This window comes from Pseudomonas sp. FBCC-B1565 (genome assembly GCF_059133265.1).
Genome location: NZ_CP101438.1, coordinates 5,415,623 through 5,433,779 on the forward strand (window position 1 = coordinate 5,415,623; position 18,157 = coordinate 5,433,779).

The 18,157-nt window shown below is 61.5% G+C and carries 19 protein-coding genes; 9 read left to right on the forward strand and 10 right to left on the reverse strand.

Translation table 11 applies throughout. From position 1 onward, the window contains the following. Positions 1-14 precede the first annotated feature (14 nt). From NL123_RS25065 to fecA, 3 genes are all read left to right on the forward strand, one after another. Positions 15-503 carry a sigma-70 family RNA polymerase sigma factor gene (locus NL123_RS25065; RefSeq protein WP_071488625.1) on the forward strand — a complete coding sequence of 163 codons (489 nt, stop codon included), beginning with the start codon at positions 15-17 and terminating at the stop codon, positions 501-503. Further along, complete coding sequence (locus NL123_RS25070) at positions 500-1,441, forward strand: FecR domain-containing protein (protein WP_494356574.1); 942 nt, start codon at positions 500-502, stop codon at positions 1,439-1,441. The genes NL123_RS25065 and NL123_RS25070 overlap by 4 nt, the downstream gene beginning before the upstream one ends. A 91-nt stretch (positions 1,442-1,532) precedes the next feature. Beyond that, positions 1,533-3,869, forward strand: coding sequence for a TonB-dependent Fe(3+) dicitrate receptor FecA (gene fecA / locus NL123_RS25075; protein WP_494356575.1), 2,337 nt, complete (start codon positions 1,533-1,535; stop codon positions 3,867-3,869). 162 nt (positions 3,870-4,031) lie between these two features. On the opposite strand, the gene NL123_RS25080 is transcribed toward fecA, so the two are convergent. Beyond that, a complete protein-coding gene (locus NL123_RS25080) occupies positions 4,032-4,904 on the reverse strand; it encodes a LysR family transcriptional regulator (protein WP_248488174.1) in 873 nt (290 codons plus the stop codon). Between the two features lie 105 nt (positions 4,905-5,009). Between NL123_RS25080 and NL123_RS25085 the strand changes: the two genes are divergently transcribed. Further along, the gene (locus tag NL123_RS25085) at positions 5,010-6,521 is read left to right on the forward strand and encodes an MFS transporter (protein ID WP_494356576.1); all 1,512 of its coding nucleotides are present in this window, start codon (positions 5,010-5,012) and stop codon (positions 6,519-6,521) included. 54 nt (positions 6,522-6,575) lie between these two features. On the opposite strand, the gene NL123_RS25090 is transcribed toward NL123_RS25085, so the two are convergent. Both NL123_RS25090 and NL123_RS25095 read right to left on the reverse strand, forming a co-directional pair. After that, positions 6,576-6,986, reverse strand: a complete 411-nt coding sequence (locus NL123_RS25090) for an HPF/RaiA family ribosome-associated protein (RefSeq protein WP_071488620.1) — start codon at positions 6,984-6,986, stop codon at positions 6,576-6,578. A gap of 212 nt (positions 6,987-7,198) precedes the next feature. Beyond that, positions 7,199-8,146: a LysR substrate-binding domain-containing protein gene (locus NL123_RS25095; protein ID WP_071494031.1), complete on the reverse strand. Its 948-nt coding sequence runs from the start codon at positions 8,144-8,146 to the stop codon at positions 7,199-7,201. 137 nt (positions 8,147-8,283) lie between these two features. Here NL123_RS25095 and NL123_RS25100 point away from each other — a divergent pair, with 137 nt between their 5' ends. The 3 genes from NL123_RS25100 (at position 8,284) to NL123_RS25110 (ending at position 11,610) form a co-directional block, all read left to right on the forward strand. Continuing rightward, on the forward strand, positions 8,284-9,660 hold the full coding sequence (locus tag NL123_RS25100; RefSeq protein ID WP_248486389.1) for an L-serine ammonia-lyase: 1,377 nt from the start codon (positions 8,284-8,286) through the stop codon (positions 9,658-9,660). Positions 9,661-9,721: 61 nt separating this feature from the next. Next, on the forward strand, positions 9,722-11,008 hold the full coding sequence (locus tag NL123_RS25105; RefSeq protein ID WP_494356577.1) for a serine/threonine transporter: 1,287 nt from the start codon (positions 9,722-9,724) through the stop codon (positions 11,006-11,008). Between the two features lie 287 nt (positions 11,009-11,295). After that, a complete protein-coding gene (locus NL123_RS25110) occupies positions 11,296-11,610 on the forward strand; it encodes a DUF3509 domain-containing protein (protein ID WP_058427809.1) in 315 nt (104 codons plus the stop codon). Here NL123_RS25110 and NL123_RS25115 read toward each other — a convergent pair. The 4 genes from NL123_RS25115 to NL123_RS25130 all read right to left on the reverse strand — a co-directional run bounded on the left by NL123_RS25115 (position 11,607) and on the right by NL123_RS25130 (position 13,110). Then, a complete protein-coding gene (locus tag NL123_RS25115) occupies positions 11,607-12,095 on the reverse strand; it encodes a phosphate-starvation-inducible protein PsiE (protein WP_058427808.1) in 489 nt (162 codons plus the stop codon). The two genes, NL123_RS25110 and NL123_RS25115, sit on opposite strands and share 4 nt — an antisense overlap. A gap of 168 nt (positions 12,096-12,263) precedes the next feature. Next, positions 12,264-12,533 (reverse strand): type II toxin-antitoxin system RelE/ParE family toxin, encoded by a 270-nt coding sequence (locus NL123_RS25120; RefSeq protein WP_248486385.1) that lies wholly within the window; start codon positions 12,531-12,533, stop codon positions 12,264-12,266. Then, positions 12,523-12,711: a type II toxin-antitoxin system RelB family antitoxin gene (gene relB / locus NL123_RS25125; protein WP_124376454.1), complete on the reverse strand. Its 189-nt coding sequence runs from the start codon at positions 12,709-12,711 to the stop codon at positions 12,523-12,525. Before relB ends, NL123_RS25120 begins: the two co-directional genes overlap by 11 nt. A gap of 153 nt (positions 12,712-12,864) precedes the next feature. Continuing rightward, positions 12,865-13,110: a DUF6124 family protein gene (locus NL123_RS25130; protein ID WP_494356578.1), complete on the reverse strand. Its 246-nt coding sequence runs from the start codon at positions 13,108-13,110 to the stop codon at positions 12,865-12,867. A 424-nt stretch (positions 13,111-13,534) separates the two neighbouring features. On the opposite strand from NL123_RS25130, the gene NL123_RS25135 reads away from it, so the two are divergent. After that, on the forward strand, positions 13,535-13,795 hold the full coding sequence (locus tag NL123_RS25135) for a YebG family protein (RefSeq protein WP_003171979.1): 261 nt from the start codon (positions 13,535-13,537) through the stop codon (positions 13,793-13,795). A gap of 54 nt (positions 13,796-13,849) precedes the next feature. Here the strand turns inward: NL123_RS25135 and NL123_RS25140 are convergent, their stop codons facing one another. Further along, positions 13,850-14,869, reverse strand: coding sequence for a Leu/Phe/Val dehydrogenase (locus tag NL123_RS25140; protein WP_248486379.1), 1,020 nt, complete (start codon positions 14,867-14,869; stop codon positions 13,850-13,852). A 187-nt stretch (positions 14,870-15,056) separates the two neighbouring features. Here NL123_RS25140 and NL123_RS25145 point away from each other — a divergent pair, with 187 nt between their 5' ends. Next, a complete protein-coding gene (locus NL123_RS25145) occupies positions 15,057-15,860 on the forward strand; it encodes a SirB1 family protein (RefSeq protein ID WP_248486377.1) in 804 nt (267 codons plus the stop codon). Between the two features lie 151 nt (positions 15,861-16,011). Here NL123_RS25145 and NL123_RS25150 read toward each other — a convergent pair whose 3' ends face one another. Both NL123_RS25150 and maiA read right to left on the reverse strand, forming a co-directional pair. Beyond that, positions 16,012-17,382: an MFS transporter gene (locus NL123_RS25150; RefSeq protein WP_494356579.1), complete on the reverse strand. Its 1,371-nt coding sequence runs from the start codon at positions 17,380-17,382 to the stop codon at positions 16,012-16,014. A gap of 138 nt (positions 17,383-17,520) precedes the next feature. Then, complete coding sequence (gene maiA / locus NL123_RS25155; RefSeq protein WP_494356580.1) at positions 17,521-18,156, reverse strand: maleylacetoacetate isomerase; 636 nt, start codon at positions 18,154-18,156, stop codon at positions 17,521-17,523. Position 18,157 lies beyond the last annotated feature (1 nt).

Below are 18,157 nucleotides of genomic sequence, written 5' to 3' on the forward strand. Positions count from 1 at the left end.
GTGGAGTGTCCCCGTTGAGCCCGTCCAACACCGTCGAAGTTTTGTACACCGACCATCACCACTGGCTCACCGGCTGGTTGCGACGCAAGCTCGGCTGCCCGGAAAGCGCCGCTGACCTTGCCCAGGACACCTTCATGCGCGTGCTCACCGCGCGGGAAACCCCCACGCTGGTCGAGCCCCGTGCGTTTCTCACCACGGTTGCCAAGCGCGTGCTGTTCAACTTCTACCGCCGCCAGGACCTGGAACGCGCCTACCTCGATGCCCTGGCACACATGCCCGAACACGTGGCGCCATCCGAAGAAGAACGCGCAATCATCCTGCAAACCCTAGTCGAGCTGGACCAACTGCTCGACGGCCTGCCCGTGCAGGTCAAGCGCGCCTTCCTGCTGGCCCAGCTGGATGGCCTGACCTACGCGCAAATCGGCGCTGAGTTGGGGATTTCCATCGCCACCGTCAAGCGTCACCTGACCAAAGCGGCCATGCGCTGCTATTTCGCCCTATGACCTTCTCCACTCAAGTCGCCGAACAGGCCGTGCATTGGCTGATGGAAATGCAGCAAGGCGGCCTCAACCCACGCCAGCAGGCCGCTTGGCAACACTGGCTGAACGCCCACAGCGAACACCAGCGCGCCTGGGACCATATGCAACGCGTCAACCAGCGCCTGCGCGGCATGCCCTCGCCGCTGGCCCACGCGGCGTTGAACGCGCCAACCTCCACCAGCCGCCGCCAAGCGCTCAAGTTGCTGTTGATCCTCGGTGCCGGTTCGGCCGCCGCCTGGGGCCTGCGCCAGCAACATATCCTGCCGCCGCTGACCGCCGATTACCGCAGCCCCATCGGCCAGCGGCGCAAGGTGCAATTGGCCGATGGCAGCCAGTTGCAGCTCAATACCGGCAGCGCAGTGGATGTGCACTTCGATGGCCAGCAACGACTGATCCGCCTGCTTGAAGGCGAAATCCTGCTGACCGGTTTCGCCGGCAACACACCGCTTAACGTGTTGACCGGCCAGGGTCTACTTACCAGCCACGCGGCACGCATGAACGTGCGCCAGTTCAACGACCACACCCAGCTGGCGGTATTCGATGGCCGCGTCGAGGTAATGCCCAACACCTACAGCGGCCTGCCGCTGACGGTCGAGGCCGCGCGCCAGGTCAACTTCACCCGCAAAGGCTGGGATACCCCTCGCCCTACCGACGCCAACAGCGGTGCCTGGGCCGACGGCATGCTGGTCGCCGCCCACATGCGCCTGGAAGATTTCCTCGGCGAACTCGGCCGTTATCGTCGTGGCCAGCTCAATTGCGACCCGCAGGTGGCCAACCTGTTGATCTCCGGCAGCTACCCGCTGGACGACAGTGAACGCATTCTGGACCTGCTGGAAGTGAGCCTGCCGGTGAAAGTACGGCGTTTCACGCGGTATTGGGTGACCGTGCAGGCACGCGCCTGACATTAATTTCAAACACTGTGAGCCGTTTTCCACACCTCGCGTGACAGAGAAGGAAAGCCCCCTTGATCCTTCCTTCTCAGGACCGTTCGTCATGCCCCAGCACCCCACGCTTCTCGCCCGCACCCTGCGCCAACTCCTGCTTGGCGCCAGCCTGAGTCTTACGGTACTGCCACACGCTATGGCAGACGAGGCCAAGCCTTATCACATCGCGCCGACTTCGCTGGAAGCGGCGTTGAATCAATTCGGACGTGAAGCGGGTGTGCTGATCTCCTTCGGCTCGCAAGTCACCGCAGGCATGCAGAGCCGTGGCTTGTCGGGTAACTATGGCGCCGCAGACGGCCTGCAGAAACTGCTGGAAGGCACCGGCCTGCAAGCCCGCGCCGAAGGCGACAATGCCTACAGCCTGCAGCCGGCCAGTGCACCGGCAACTATCGAGTTGGGCACCTCCAGCGTGGTCGGCGACTGGCTCGGCGACGCAGCACAGACCAACGTGTTCGAACACCCCGGCGCCCGTGATGTGATCCGCCGCGAAGAATTCGAACGCCAGGGCGCCACCCAGGCCAAGGACGTGCTCAATCGCATCCCCGGCGTCAACGCCCCGGACAACAACGGCACCGGCAGCCACGACATGGCGCTGAACTTCGGTATTCGCGGCCTCAACCCGCGCCTGGCCTCACGCTCCACCGTACTGATGGACGGCATCCCGGTGCCGTTCGCCCCGTACGGCCAACCCCAACTGTCGTTCGCGCCGATCAGCATGGGCAACATGGATGCCGTCGACGTGGTGCGTGGCGGCGGCGCCGTGCGCTACGGCCCGCAGAACGTCGGGGGCGTGGTCAACTTCGTGACCCGCGCGATTCCGGATGCGCCTACCGTCAAAGGCGGCCTGCAGACCGAAACCAGCCCCTCCTCCAGCCATGACGGCTTCAAGACCACCGGCAACCTGCTGGCCGGCGGCACGGCCGACAACGGCCTTGGCGGTGCGCTGCTGTACTCCGGCACCCGTGGCGGCGACTGGCGCGAGAACAGCAACACGCGCATCGACGACCTGATCCTCAAGGGCAAATACCAGCTCGATGACGCCAACAGCTTCAACGCCATGGCGCAGTACTACGAAGGCCAGGCCGATATGCCTGGGGGGTTGAACGTTGTGGACTACAAAGCCGATCCGTACCAGTCCACGCGCCCCTACGACAAGTTCTGGGGCCGCCGTACGATGTTCAACGTCGGCTATCGCTATGAACAGGACCGTCGCGAATTCACCGTGAACAGCTTCTTCACCAAGACCTTGCGCAGCGGTTATCTGGACCAAGGCACCTTCCTCTCGCTGTCCCCGCGCGAGTACTGGGTAAGAGGCCTGGAAACCCGTTTCGCCCAAGGCTTTGATTTAGGCCCGACCAGCCACGAAGTGGGCGTCGGTTACCGCTACATCAACGAAGCCGGCCACGAACTGCGCTACCGCACGCCGATTGCCGCCAACCAGCAGATCCCCACCACCAACAGCCGCAACGACCGCGACACCCGTGGCGGTACCGAAGCCAATGCGTTCTTCATCGACGACCGGATTGATATCGGCAAGTGGACCATCACCCCGGGCATTCGCTACGAGATGATCGAGTCCCAGCAGACCAACAACCTCACCCACGTCAAGTACAAAGGCGACTACAACACCGCGTTGCCGGCGCTGAACGTGCTCTACCACCTCACCGACAGCTGGAACCTCTATGCCAACACCGAAGGTTCGTTCGGCAGCGTGCAGTACAGCCAGATGCCCAACCGCGTGACCAGCGGCGAAGTGAAACCGGAAAAAGCCCGCACCTGGGAACTGGGTACCCGCTACGACGACGGCACCTTGCGCGCGGAAATCGGCGCGTTCCTGATCAACTTCGACAACCAGTACGAAAGCAACCAGACCAACGACTCGGTGATCGCCCGTGGCGAAACCCGCCACCAGGGTATCGAGACCAGCGTCAACTACGCGCTCGATGGCTTGAGCCCTGCACTTGCCGGGTTCGATGTGTACGCCACTTACGCCTATGTCGACGCCACCATCCGCGAAGACGGCCCGAACAAAGGCAACCGCGTGCCCTTCTCGTCCAAGCACAAAGGCACCCTGGGCGTGGGTTACACCGAAGGTCGCTGGAAGCTCAACCTGGACAGCAGCTACCAGAGCAGCCAGTTCGCCGACAACGCCAACACCCAGGCCGAAAGCGCCGACGGTGCGAATGGGCGCATCCCCGGATACATGTTGTTCAGCAGCCGCGCCGCGTATGACTTCGGCCCGCAGTTGTCGGATCTGAATGTGGCGGTGGGGGTGAAAAACATCTTCAACAAGCAGTACTACACGCGCTCGTTCGACGATAACAACAAAGGCAAATACGTCGGCGAGCCACGCACGGTGTACGTGCAGACCTCGATCGCGTTCTAACCGCGCGAGAAGCACTCCCTGTGGTGAGCAGATTTGTTGTGGCGAGCGGGCTTGCCCCGCGTCGGACTGCGTAGCAGGCCCATTTGGGGGGTCGCTTCGCAACCCAACGCGGGGCAAGCCCGCTCGCCACAATGGACACTGCTCATCCCCGACCGTCTGCTTCTAACTGCCCGCCAGGCAACTGGGGGTAGCTGCGACCAAAGCGTCGATGGCGCAACGGGTTTTGGCCGGCATATGCGCGGCGGTCGGCCAGATCACGTGGATCGGCGAGGGTTGCTCACGGTAGGCGGGCAACACCGCTTCCAATTGCCCGCGCAGCACGTAGTGTGCAATCAACCAACTGGGCAACCAGGCCAGGCCGACGCCCGCGATGGCAGCGTCCGCCACGGCCTGGAGGTCATCCAGCACCAACGGCGAAACGACCCGCGAGCGGTGCGGCGTATTGCTGCGGTAGGCAATGCCGCGGTGGCCGGCAAGGTCATCCGTCGATTCAATCCGCCCCACCCGCTGCAAGTACGCCGGTGAAGCGGCCAGCCCCACAGATTGTTCACCCAGGCGCCGTGCGCTCAAGCGGTCGGTGTCGGGCAAAGGGCCGATTCGCACAGCGATATCAAAGCCTTCCTGCACCAGGTCGGTCATGCGGTCAGCGAAACACACCTCGATCTCCAGTTCCGGATAGCGGTCCATCAACCCCCACAAAGCGGGCGCCGCATAGTGATGCCCGAAAGCCAGCGGCACGCTGGCGCGCAGTCTGCCGCGTGGCTGCTGCCGGCCGCTTTCCAGCACCGATTCAGCGGCTTCGAGTTCGGCCAGTGCGCGCAGACAATGCTCGTAGTACGCCTGCCCGTCCTCCGTCAGACGCTGGCGGCGAGTGGAGCGCTGCAACAGGCAAGTCCCCAGCCGCGCCTCCAGCCGTGCCAGGCCCTTGCCCACCGCCGAACGCGTCAGGTTCAGGCGTTCGGCAGCCTCCGTGAGGTTGCCGCTCTCGACGATCTGCAGAAACAGTTCAACGCCATCAAAACGCGCAGTGGTCATGATTATATTGTCGCCCATGATTCCCTTATTGCCGGAAAACTTATCACGAATAAAGAAACAGATTCCCCTGAAAATCTAACAATCCCTCAACCTCAGGAGAATCCCATGCCACCCGCCGCCACGTTATCGGCCGCCAACCCACCCCGCTCCGCCAGAAACGGCCTCGCCCTCACCGCCGTATGCCTTGTCGCCCTGATGTTCGGCCTGGAGATCTCCAGCGTGCCGGTGATCCTGCCCACGCTGGAACAGCAACTGGGCACGGGTTTCCAGGATGCCCAATGGATCATGAATGCCTACACCCTGGCCTGCACCAGCGTGTTGATGGCCGCCGGCACCCTGGCCGACCGCTTTGGTCGCAAGCGCATGCTGGTGCTGTGTCTGTGGTTGTTCGGGCTGGCTTCGCTGGCGTGCGGGCTGGCGAACGATGCACCGACGCTGATTGCCGCACGCTTCGTCCAGGGCGTGGGCGCCGGGGCGATGATGATTTGCCAGTTCGCGATTCTGTCGCACCTGTTTCGCGAACCGGCGGCGCGGGCACGGGCGTTCGCGATCTGGGGCGTGATCGCTGGCGTGGGCCTGGGCTTCGGGCCGATGGTGGGCGCATTGATCCTGGCGGTAGCGGACTGGCGCTGGGTGTTCCTGGTGCATGTGCCGCTCACCGTGTTCACCCTGGTGCTGCTGCACGTGAGCGTGCAGGAATCCCGCGACCCGGCCAGCCACCGCCTGGACATCGCCGGTATGCTCACCTTGACGCTGTCAGTGTTCGCGCTGGTCTATTTCATCACCCAGGGCACCGAGAACGGTTTTGGCACACCGATCATGCTCGGTTGGGCTGGGCTGGCGGTGGCCGGGTTGCTGCTGTTCATCGTCGTTGAGCGACGCAGCGCCCACCCGATGTTCGACTTCTCGGTGTTCCGCATCCAGCGCTTCAATGGCGCCTTGATGGGTTCCATCGGCATGAACTTCAGCTTCTGGCCGTTCATGATCTACCTGCCGCTGTATTTCCAGGCGGGCCTGGGCTACGACACGCTGACCAGCGGCGGCGCCCTGCTCGCCTACACCCTGCCCACGCTGCTGGTGCCGCCGCTGGCGGAGCGCCTGGCCCTGCGCTACGGCGCCGAGCGCATCATCCCGTTGGGCCTGGGTTTGATGGGTGCGGGTTTCCTGGCCATGGCCGCCGCCAATCGGGCGGCGCAACCCAGCATCCTGCTGATCCTGGCCAGTTGCATCATTGCCGGCGTGGGCCTGGCACTGACCAACTCCCCCACCACCAACACCACCACGGGCTCGGTGTCGGCGGACCGCGCCGGCATGGCCTCGGGCATCGACCTGAGCGCACGGCTGATTACCCTGGCGCTCAACATCGCGTTGATGGGGTTGGTGCTGTTGCTGGGGATCAGCGCTCAACTGGCCAATGTGCTGCCGGGCGCCACGGCGCTGGATTGGCCGGGCATCAGCCAGAACATCGCGGCGGGTAAGCTCGATGTACCGGGGGTGAGCGTCGCGCAGGCCCAGGCCGCACTGCGTCATGGTGCCGGCTGGGCGATGCTGTTTGCAGGGTTGGGTGCCTGTGGGCTGGCGCTATCGAGCCGGTACTTTTTCCGACGCGGGCAGTAAATGAAAACGGGCCTGCAAATGCAGGCCCGTTCTTAGTGGAGCGTGAGAAAGTTATCAGCCGTTGAACACGGCACGTTCTTTTTCCAGAAACTCCTGCTCTAGCTCATCTTCATTGACTTTGGTGGTCGGCTGGCTTTTCCCGGCAGCGCGCGGCTTGCCTTGCAGTTTGCCAAACAGATGTTCCAACGCATGGTCCAGCTTGGTCGCCGCACCGTCGATCGCCTGTTCCAGGGTATCGGCCTTGTGCAGCACCGACAGCGGCTGATGGCCTTTTGGCCGCGCTTCCAGGCGGCAACTCAAATCGTGGGGACCGGGCTTGTCGCCGTTCTCATCCCGCAGGTAGACCTCCACTCGGGTCAGGTCTTCTTCGTAGCGTTCGAGCGTGCTCTCAATGGTAGTACGTACCCACTCCTCCAGTCGGATGCTGCTTTCAATATGGTTATCGCTATTGACTTGGATTTGCATAGTTCTTCCCTTATTTCAGCTAGCTCGCGAGAGGTCACAACTGCGACACCGGGGTGGTGAAACCATGACCTCTTGATTACACAATTGAGCAGTCCGCAGAACAATTCAACCCCTTTGCAAAGATAAATCCCACATTACAAATTAAGTCTGACTACGAGCAAAAACGCTGTTAGGGTGGGGAGTTAGTTACATCTTCTTACGCACAGCTAACCTCACAATTGCCCCTCTCCCAACGGATGCAATCCGCGAAAGATCTCCGCTTCTTCCACCAGCCAATCATGCACCGCACGCACACCCGGATGGCTCAGCGCACCCGGCGCATACAGCAACACGTAGCGTTTATGGTTAGGCACAGCCAGGCCGAAGGGCACGATCAGGGTGCCGCGCTCCAACTCATCATTAAGCAACGTACGCCGTGCGATGGCCACGCCCATGCCGGCGATGGCGGCCTCAATGGTCAGGTGGTTACGGTTGAAGGTATGGCCACGGCGCACATCGGCGTCGTGGTAGCCGATGGCATTCAGGTAAAACTCCCACTCCGCATACTCATAGCTCCCACGCCAGGCGGTGATGTCATGCAGCAGCGGGAAATGCACCAGGTCGGCCGGGCCATGCAACGGTGGACGACCGCGCAGCAGGCTCGGCGCGCACACCGGGAAAATCTGCTCGTCGAGCAAGGCTGTGGATAACAGGCCGGGGTAACTGCCGTCATTCAAGTCGATGGCCAGGTCGAAGTCGCCCTCGTGCAGGGCGATGCTGCTGTCCTCGGCGACCATGCGCAGCTGAATATCCGGAAAGCGCTGCTGCAGGCGCGGCAGACGCGGGGTCAGCCACTTGCCGAGAAACGACGGGATCGAGCGCAGGCGCAGGGTGCCGCTGATCATGCCCGCGTCCAACCGCTGCAATTCGGCATCGATGCTGCCGTAGGCCTCACCCACCGTCGCGGCCAGGCGCTGCCCCTCGGCACTGAGCTCCACCCCACGGGCGCGCCGATGAAACAAACGAAACCCCAATCGCTCCTCCAACTGACGAATTTGCTGGCTCACCGCGCCCGGTGTGATGTGCAGTTCTTCGGCGCAACGGGTGAACGACAGGTGCCGCGCTGCACAGGAAAAAACGTGCAGCCAGACATACGTCTGGCCATGAAGGGGCCGGGTCATAGCGTTTAGTCCTGCTAAAGGGTGTCTTAGGATAATTCGTTGGTCAGTGCCGTGCTAGAGGCTCAGTATCGCGCCAATTGCGCTCGTCCTACAAAACATGGCAGCGATTCCTACTCCATTGCTTGTAAGGCTTTAGCATGGCTATCAGTGTATTTGATCTATTCAAGGTGGGCATCGGCCCTTCCAGCTCCCATACCGTCGGCCCCATGCGCGCGGCGGCGACCTTTGCACAGGCCCTGATCGACCAACAACTGCTGAACCACACTCACCGTGTGGAGGTGCGCTTGTATGGCTCGCTGTCCGCCACCGGTGTCGGCCATGCCACCGACCGCGCCTGCGTAATGGGCTTGATGGGCGAGTGGCCAGACACCGTCGATCCCACCTCGATCAATGCCCGTATCCAGCAACTGCGCGAATCCGGCCGCCTATTGCTCGCAGGCCAACAGGAGATTGCCTTCAACTGGCACACCGACCTCCTGCTGCTGGACGAAAGCCTGCCCTACCATCCCAACGCCATGTCCCTGCATGCCTACGGTGAAAACGGCCTGCTGAGCGAGCAGACCTACTACTCGGTGGGCGGTGGTTTCATTATCGAAGCGGCCGAGGCAGCCTCTGGCATTGCGCCGACCAGCGATGTGCAATTGCCCTACGACTTCTCCAGCGCCGTCGAGCTGCTGGCCTTGTGCAACAAGCACGGCCTGCGGGTTTCCGAACTGATGATGGCCAACGAACGCGCATGGCGCAGCGATGCAGATATTCGCAGCGGCCTGCTGCATATCTGGTCGGTGATGCGCGAATGCGTGGAGCAAGGCCTGCGCGATGAAGGCATCCTGCCGGGTGGCCTGGACGTGCCGCGCCGAGCCGCGAAACTGCACCGCAGCCTGTTGGAAATCGGCAAGCCGAATGTCATTACTTCTACCTTGTCGGCCATGGAGTGGGTCAACCTGTTCGCCCTCGCCGTCAACGAAGAAAACGCCGCCGGCGGGCGCATGGTCACCGCGCCGACCAACGGCGCCGCCGGGATCATCCCGGCCGTGCTGCATTACTACATGAAGTTCAATGCCGACGCGTCCGACGACGATGTGGTCAATTTCTTCCTGGCTGCCGCCGCCGTCGGCATCCTGTGCAAGAAAAACGCCTCCATCTCCGGCGCCGAAGTCGGCTGCCAGGGCGAAGTCGGCTCGGCCTGCGCCATGGCCGCCGCCGGCTTGGCGGACGTGCTCGGTGCAACTCCCGAGCAGCTGGAAAACGCCGCCGAGATCGGCCTGGAGCACAACCTGGGCCTCACCTGCGACCCGGTCGGCGGCTTGGTGCAAGTGCCATGCATCGAGCGCAACGCCATCGCCGCCGTCAAGGCGATCAACGCCACGCAAATGGCCCTGCGCGGTGACGGCAAACACTTCATTTCCCTCGACCGGGTGATCCGCACCATGCGCGATACCGGCGCCGATATGCATGACAAATACAAAGAAACTTCACGGGGCGGCCTGGCGGTCAGCTGGGTGGAGTGCTGATCGGAGCACTGCTACCTGCCCCAACGTGAGCCCGCGCAAAAATAATAACGAGGCAATAACGATGACCGATGTACGTACACCTGCCGTAGAAAACCCTGCTGTAGAAGCAACCGTGACCACCGGCTGGACCCAACATGACACCACCTGGATGCTCGGCCTCTACGGCACGGCCATCGGCGCCGGCACCCTGTTCCTGCCGATCAATGCCGGCGTCGGCGGTTTTTGGCCACTGATCGTGCTGGCACTGCTGGCCTTCCCGATGACCTTCTTCGCCCACCGTGGGCTGACGCGCTTTGTGCTGTCAGGCAAATCCGGCGACATCACCGAAGTGGTCGAAGAGCACTTCGGCATCGGCGCGGGCAAGCTGATCACCCTGCTGTATTTCTTCGCCATCTTCCCGATCCTGCTGGTGTACAGCGTGGCGCTGACCAACACCCTCGGCAGCTTCATGGAACACCAACTGCACATGACCCCGCCGCCCCGGGCGATCCTGTCGCTGGTGCTGATCCTCGGCCTGATGGCCATCGTGCGTTGCGGCCAGGGCGTGATCGTCAAGGCCATGAGCGTGCTGGTGTACCCGTTCGTCGCGGCGCTGCTGTTGCTGGCAATCAGCCTGATTCCCAACTGGAACGGCGCGTTCTTCGCTTCCGCCAGCGAGGGCATGCCCCTGCCGATATTCTTCAAGACCCTGTGGCTGGCGATCCCGGTGATGGTGTTTTCGTTCAACCATTCACCGATCATCTCCGCCTTCGCCGTCGACCAGAAACGCGTGTACGGCGCCCAGGCCGAGCGTAAAAGCAGCGGCATCCTGGCCACCGCCCACGGCATGATGGTGCTGACCGTGATGTTCTTCTGCTTCAGTTGCGTACTGGCACTGTCGCCGGCCGACCTAGCAGCGGCCAAGGCGCAGAACATCTCGATCCTGTCGTACCTGGCCAACCACTTCCAGACGCCGGTGATCGCCTACGCCGCGCCGCTGATTGCGCTGGTGGCCATCACCAAATCCTTCCTCGGCCATTACATCGGTGCCAGCGAAGGCTTTCAGGGCATGATCGTCAAATCCCTGCGCGGTCGTAACCGTTCGATGTCGTCGAAATGGCTGGAGCGCTGCACCGCGCTGTTCATGGTACTCACCTGCTGGGCCGTGGCCACCTTCAATCCGAGCATCCTGGGCATGATCGAGACCATGGGCGGGCCGATCATCGCGTGCCTGCTGTTCCTGATGCCGATGTATGCAATCCGCCGCGTGCCAGCTCTGCGCCAGTATTCGGGCCAGCTGTCGAACGTGTTCGTGGTGGTAATCGGCTTGATTGCGCTGTCTGCGATCGTTTTCTCGGTACTGCCCTGAAACAGGTCACCCACCTCAAGCACAACCCGAAACAACGGTGGGAGGGGGCTTGCCCCCGATAGCGGTCTTTCAGCCGAGCATTCATTGGCTGACACACTGCTATCGGGGGCAAGCCCCCTCCCACATTGGGATACGAGCGCTGCACGGCACGGCCTTTGCTGTACAGCTCATGAGGCAAACGGACCTTGTGAAACCTCAGCGACGAAGTGGCCGGTGGTCAGGCAACGCGAACTAATCCCGATACCGGTCGTCAATGACTGCATGTTCTTATCAGGCGGTAACGCACCATGGACAACCCTTTTCAGATCATCACCGACACCTTCACGCCCGAATACCGTGTCAACCTGAGCATCCAACGGTTGGACGGCAGCATCATGCTGACCCTCTCCAACGAACAAGGCGTGGTCGCCAAACGCATGATCAGCGCCGAACAACGCAACGATCCAAAGCGACTCAAGCGCCTGGTGCAAAGCATCCAGTTCGGCATTGCCATCGAACAGGGGCACAGCGCCTTGGACATCCTCACGGTGATGACGGATGGCGACCACAAAGTGCTCCAGCGGCCGCCTACCCGCACCCTGCCCTTCAGCGTCGGGCTTTAAAGCTCGCCCTTCTCGGTTTCCAGGCTCGCCTCGCCCTTGCGACGCGGGCCTTCGACCTTCACGGAGGGGAACGCCGACGAGGCGTAGCGCACCACCAGGATCGAGAACGCCAGCAGCAGAATCCCACCGCACAGGTAGATGATGCCTACATCCGGCGGGTTGTGGTGGGACACGTTGGAGATCAGCAGACGCGTCAGCGCGGTGATTGCCACGTAGATCAGGAAGCGTACCGGCATGTGGTTGGTCTTGAAGTAAATCCCCACCATCGCGCCCAATTCCAGATAGATGAACAGCAGCAAGATGTCATCGATCTTGATGTGCCCGTTCTCCAGCATCCCCAGAAACTCCATCACCGCCGCCCAGGCCGTCACCGCACCAATGGCGAACAGCGCCAGGTAGTGGAACGACTCGACGAACAGGTTACCCAGGGACTCGGCCAGCCCGTGTACTTGCTGGCGCAGCCTTTCGGCCCAGTTGATTTTCACGATGATGCTTCCTTAGGTCGACTCGACCGGATAATGCGGGTTGGACGTGACGGTTGTTCTGCATGCAGAAAAAAGGCCAGGGACGGGTATAAGATGATGGCGGGGTGACATGAGGCACGTATAAGGATGAGCAGAGTAGAAACTATGCTCATCCGAAGTACGGATCGATCAGGGATATCGCTGACGTGCGTGTAAAACAGAGAGAACCCGAATGTTGTCTGTCACCTTGTAAACGACCAGGTAATTCGGATGTACCACCATCTCGCGCGTACCGAGGATTCTGCCAGGACGGTAAAGATGGGGTCTGCGGGAGAGAGCCAGAACTGAAGCTTCGATTGAGCGCTTTAGCTCAAGAGCTGCTACAGGATTGCGATGATTGAGGTATTCAATAATTTGCCGAAGTTCTACCCGCGCTGCGGGCACCCACTCAATCAGCATCGCCTTTCTTGAGTTTGGACTCGATCAGCGCTTGCATCTCGGCCATCACCTCATCGTGAGGAATGCCGGGGCTGGTGTCATCAAGAGCAGCTTGTACCTTGGCGCGAAACCAGCGGTCGTAGCTATCGGCCTGCTCTTCGGTATCTGCCTGGATACCAGAGGAAAATGAAGTGTCCATAAAAGCCTCCGTTGTCGATGAAGAAGGAGTCTAGTCGCTGGCGTTTTCGCTGTCGTGTTCTGAGCGATCAAGTGAGTAACAGAAAAAATCGAAGCCACCGAGACCATGTTTTGACCGCTCCCGCAACCGCGGGAGCGGTCAGAGGGCGAAGCATCAAACTGGTGCGACTTTCTCTAACGCTCGGTCGACTAACAGACAGCCTATCTCAACCAATTGCTGAATGGCTAACACTAGACTCCGCTGCGGACCGTCAAGATCGAATGCCAGCGTATTGGCCATTTCACGGGCGCTGCTAAGAGTTTCGCTGGCGTTGGCCAGTAAGGTTTCTGTGTCAGCTTCAGGTGTAACGCGAAATAGCGTCGAATCGATAGAAGGAGGGTTGGGAGTGATTTTCTTCATCGGTCTAGTTCCTTAGTTAAAGAAACCATCACCGTCTGCCGCCAAGCAGGTTGGGTGACGGATTGCACAAGGTTGGCGGACCGGTAAGGAACGACCCGGCACCCCGAGGGGTCCATGCGCAACCCGCCATGACATAAGAATACAAATGCAAAAAAGCATCTGTATCTCATAGGGGGTTGTTGCGCTTCCTTGTTGGGCCGCCAAGCCCATTCGCTGCCAATGCAGCGCCCGAGGAAGGTAAGCCGCCGGACAATTCCAGCGCAACCCCGGCAAGTTGTCAGAAATTTCCGTTGTAGCAAACCCCCATTTCCCGACTACATTAAAAAACTGCTACCCAAACCCCACGGTTTGGCTTACCCTTTTTGCTGTATATAAATACAGTAGTCGCAAAAGACAACTATCGTGAAGGCATGTGAGGTGGTGAATGGCCGTCGAAGTGGTATACCGCAGCAGCCGAGATCTGGAGCGTTTGTTCATGGATAAAGCCGAAGCTGACCGTCATGACAAGATGCTTGAACTCGCTGAGTTGCTCGCAGAAGTGTTGCAAAAAGCCGTGCCGTCCCTGAGCGAGCAGCAGGTGGAAGAAGCCGGGATCTACATGGCGAAGAACCGCGATGTGTTTGCCAAGGCGTTCAAGAGCCAGCCGGACGCGTTGTCCGAGTTGCTGAACGCAGCGGCGGAATAAAGCCCGAATTGAACAGGCCCTGAATCTTTGGTTCAGGGCCTTTTTAATACCTGGCTATTGGTAAAGCAGGCGCTCGGCGAGTTCGTCGGCCACGCGGGCGGGTGAGCGTTTTTCGGCCTGGGCGTGGGCGAAGATTTCGGTGAGGCGCGTGCCGATGTTGGACAGGTGCGCGGTGATGGACGGCAACTCGGCACCGCTGTGCTTGAGGGCGACGTAGATCAGCCCTCCCGAGTTGATCACGTAGTCCGGTGCGTAGAGGATGCCACGCGCCTCAAGTTGATCCGCATTGTCGAGGTGGGTCAGTTGTGCACTGGCGGAACCGGCCACGGCAGCGCAGCGCAGTTGGCCTACGCTTTGGCGGTTGAACACGGCACCGAGGCCGCACGGTGCGAGGATGTCGCACGGTGTGCTGAGCAAGGCGTCGTTGGCGATGGGGTGCGCCCCCAGTTGCTCCATGGCCAGTTGCACCTTGCCGTGGTCGATGTCACTCACCAGCAGTTCGGCGCCGGCCGCGTGCAGCTGCTCGGCCAGGGCGAAGCCGACGTTGCCCAGGCCCTGGATAGCGACGCGCAAGCCTTCGAGGTTGTCGCTGCCCAGGCGCGCCATGGCGGTGGTGCGGATGCCGGCGAACACGCCCATGGCGGCGTGGGGCGAAGGGTCGCCTGCGGCGGTGGTGCTGGTGACGTAGCGGGTGTGCTGGGCGATGCAGTCCATGTCGGCCACCGAAGTGCCGCTGTCGATGGCCGTGATGTAGCGTCCGTCGAGCTGTTCGATGCAACGGCCGAAGGCTTCAAACAAGGCAGCACGGCTTTCCACATGGGCGGGACGCAGGATCACGGCGGTGCCACCGCCCACCGGCAAACCGGCCAGGGCCGCCTTGTAGCTCATGCCCTGGGCCAGGCGCGCGGCATCCGCCACGGCACTTTCGTCGTCGGGATAGGAGAGGTAGCGACAGCCACCGAGGGCGGGCCCCAGGCGGCTGTTGTGGATGGCAATGACCGCCTTCAGCCCGGTGACCGGGTCGACGCTCAAGTGCAGCGATTCAAGGCGGGTGCTGTGCATGAGAGCAAACATCGTCAAGCTCCCGAGTCACTTCTGGTAGTGGGCCAAGTATAGGCTTGCGGTAGAAAACTGCCGGAATACGCTGGAATAAGCCGTTCGATTTCGTAGGACTTGCGACATAAGCGCGCAGGATATTTCCCAAGCCACTGGACGAAAATTCCCAGCAAGGCTAAAACGGGGGCATCCGCCGGAGAATGCAATGAACCCCCGCAAAGCCTTTTTCGCCTGCCTGGAACGCTCCCCGCCCGCGCTGTTTGAAGCGGCGCTGTGGATTGCTGCCGAGCATGACCCGGCGGTGCAGCCGTCAGTGGTCATGCAAGAACTGACGCTGCTGCAACAACAGTTGAGCATCGGCATGCCCATGCTGCCGGCGGATGAACTCGGTCAACCGCTGCTGCGGCGCCTGAATGACCTGGGCTTTGCCCAGGATGAATTCACTCCGCTGCGCCCCGCGGCAGCCTTGCTGGACAAGGTGTTGCAACGCAAGCGCGGACAACCCCTGGCGATGGGGCTGATCGCCATGGAACTGGCGCGACGGATGGATATTCCCATGGTCGGCGTGAACTTCCCCGGGCATTTCCTGCTGCGCGTACCCGGTGCCGATCACCTGTTGGACCCGTGCGGCGGGCGGCGCCTGTATCCCAATGATTGCCGCGACCTGCTGCAACGCCAGTACGGCCCCAACCTCAAGCTGCAGGCCGACCACCTGCACACCGCCGACCCGCGTTCGATCCTGCAGCGGCTGTCACGTAACCTGCGGCAATTGCACCTGTCCAACGACGCCCCGCTCGAGGCACTGGTCGACGCCGAACGTGTGCTGGAACTGGGCAATGCCAGCGCCGCCGATTACCTGGCACGGGCCAGCCTGTACCAGCGCCTGGACTGCCCCAACGCCGAGCGTTTCGACCTGGAACACGCGCTGATGCTCAGCGAAGACCCGATCCAGCGCCTGCGCCTGACCGAACGCCTGGGGCATTTGCCGCCCAATTCAGTGGTGCACTGAACACACGAATTCCAGGAGATCATTTCTTTCTGTGGTGAGCGGGCTTGTCCCGCGTTGGACTGCGTAGCAGGCCCAATTCAGGGGCCGCTTCGCGACCCAACGCGGGGCAAGCCCGCTCGCCACAACAAGGGCGCTCGCCGTGAAGCCCGCGTCAGTGATTGGCTGGTCTCTTGAAAATGTCGCCGGGCAACGGGCTCTTCGTCGCCCCAACCCCAGGCGAACGCACCTGAATGATCAACAACGCCGCCACCACCGCCGGGATCGCGCAAAAGAAGAAAATCTGCTGCACCGGGATATGCATCGCCAGCAACATACTGCCAAACAACGGCCCCAGGATTGAACCAAACCGCCCAACGCCCAACGCCCAGCCCGTCCCCGTGGCGCGCACATGCGCCGGGTAGAAATTGCTGGCAAAGGCATTGAGGGTCAATTGCCCACCGATGATGCAAAACCCGGCCGCAAACACACAGGCCACCAGGTAACGCGGGTTGTCATGGTTCAAACCGAGCAGGATGGTGCACACCGCCGCAGCCGCCAGCACGCCCGACAACAGACGCACTTTGTTTTTCAAACGGTCGGCGAACCAGGCCATGCCGATAGCGCCCAAGGTCCCGGCGAACAGGAACATCGAAGTCACCAGGTTGGCTTCTTTTAATGCCAGCCCACTTTCCAGCAGCAGTGATGGCAACCAACTGATCATGAAATACAGCAGGATCAGGCTGACAAAAAAGGTCGCCCAGATCAGCACAGTCGGGCGCGCGTAGCCGTTGCGAAACAACTCCACCACCGTCAGTTTGCTGCCCTGCTCCTGTTGGTTTTCCGCCTCAGTGGCCAGCGGCGGTTGCCAGCCCGGCAACATCCGCAACGTCACGCTTTGCAGCCGCGCATAAGGCGGTGCGTCTCGTAGCAGACGCGGCAATGATTCCGGCAACAGCCACATCAGAAACGGGAACAGCAGCAGCGGCGTCACGCCACCGGCGAGGAACACCGCCTGCCACCCAAAGCCTTCGATAAACCCCGCCGCCACAAACCCACCCGCCGCCCCGCCGAACGAAAAACCACAAGCCGCCAAGGTCACCATCAAGGTGCGCAGGCGTGGTGGGGAATAGTCCGACATCAAGGCCATCGCACTCGGCATGGCGCCGCCCATGCCAATGCCGCAGATAAAGCGTGCGGCCATCAACGTGGTCAGCGAGTTGGCGAACACCATCAGCACAGTCAGGGTGGCGTAGATCAGCACACAGCCGAGCAGGATACGGCGCACACCGAAACGATCCGCCAGCGGCGTGACCAGCAACGAGCCCAAGGTCAGCCCGAGCAGGTTGGCGCTGAACACCGGGCCGAAGGCAGCCTTCTCCAACCCCCAATCCTGCGCCAGTGCCGGCACCACATAACCCAGGACCTGGGCGTCGTAGCCATCGGTCACCAGCAGCAGCGCCAGTAACAGGAGAATCAACCACTGATAGCGCGACACCGGACGGGCGTCGAGTGCCGCGCGAAAGCTGGCAATCTGATTGTGCATCGCAAGGTACCTATTATTTTTATAAGGGTGTCGCAGTCAAAATGTGGGAGGGGGCTTGCCCCCGAATACGGTGGCACCGTCGACGCATTCATTGCCGATAGACCGCAATCGGGGGCAAGCCCCCTCCCACATTGGGTCCTAAGGCGTGTCAGGTTGATTGGCGGGGTGCGCCTTCACAAACGCCGGATGCTGCGCCGCCAACGCCGCCACCCGCCCGATGCGCGGGTACGCCGCCAATGGCACCTTGAAGCGTTCCGCCGCGTACAACTGGGGAATCAGGAACGTATCGGCCAGCCCCGGCTGCTCGCCGAAGCAAAACCCTGTGTCGCCGATCAACTGCTCCACCGCACCCAACCCCTGGCTGATCCAATGGCCGATCCATTCCAGCAGTTGCGCCTCGTCATGCCCCCACTGGCGCAGCAGATTCTGGGTACTGGAATTGTGCAGCGGATGAATATCGCAGCCGATGATCGACGCCACCGCCCGTTCATGGGCTCGGGTCGGCAGATCGTTGGAGAGCAGCGGTGCCTGTGGATAACGTTCTTCCAGGTATTCGATGATCGCCGGCGATTGAATCAACAGCTCGCCCTCATCGGTGCGCAACGCCGGCACACGGCCCTGCGGGTTGATCGCCAGGTACTCGGGCTGGCGATTGGCACCGCCCGCCGGTACCAGCAGGTTGACCGGCACGGCGGTGAAATCCAGGCCCTTGAGCGCCAGGGCAATGCGCACCCGGTACGACGAAGTGGAACGGTAGTAGGTGTAGAGCTCCATC